This is a genomic window from Levilactobacillus paucivorans, assembly GCF_001437125.1.
GTDB classification, from domain to species: Bacteria; Bacillota; Bacilli; order Lactobacillales; family Lactobacillaceae; genus Levilactobacillus; species Levilactobacillus paucivorans.
The window spans coordinates 1-222 of record NZ_JQCA01000136.1; the positions used below are offsets into that span (position 1 = coordinate 1).

Consider the following 222-nt stretch of genomic DNA (forward strand, 5'->3'; position numbering starts at 1 on the left):
GTTGATCAAGGTCTACTAGAAAAGTATTCACCAACCGAGCAGCAAAAGATTACTCGCGCAGTCAAAGATTTGCGAACAATCATGGCTGTTAAGCAAGTTATTCAAACCCAATACCAGGAAGTTTTAAGGAGAGCCTTTCCTAACGGCAATTTTAATGAATTACCAATGATTAAACAGGAACAAGCCTATACAGCCGTGATGTACTATGATCCTGTTTTAAAG

At 38.7% G+C, this 222-nt stretch carries 1 pseudogene; it reads left to right on the top strand.

The features are described 5' to 3' along the window. A pseudogene (locus IV54_RS09635) lies at positions 1–222 on the top strand (MobQ family relaxase); the annotation flags it as partial.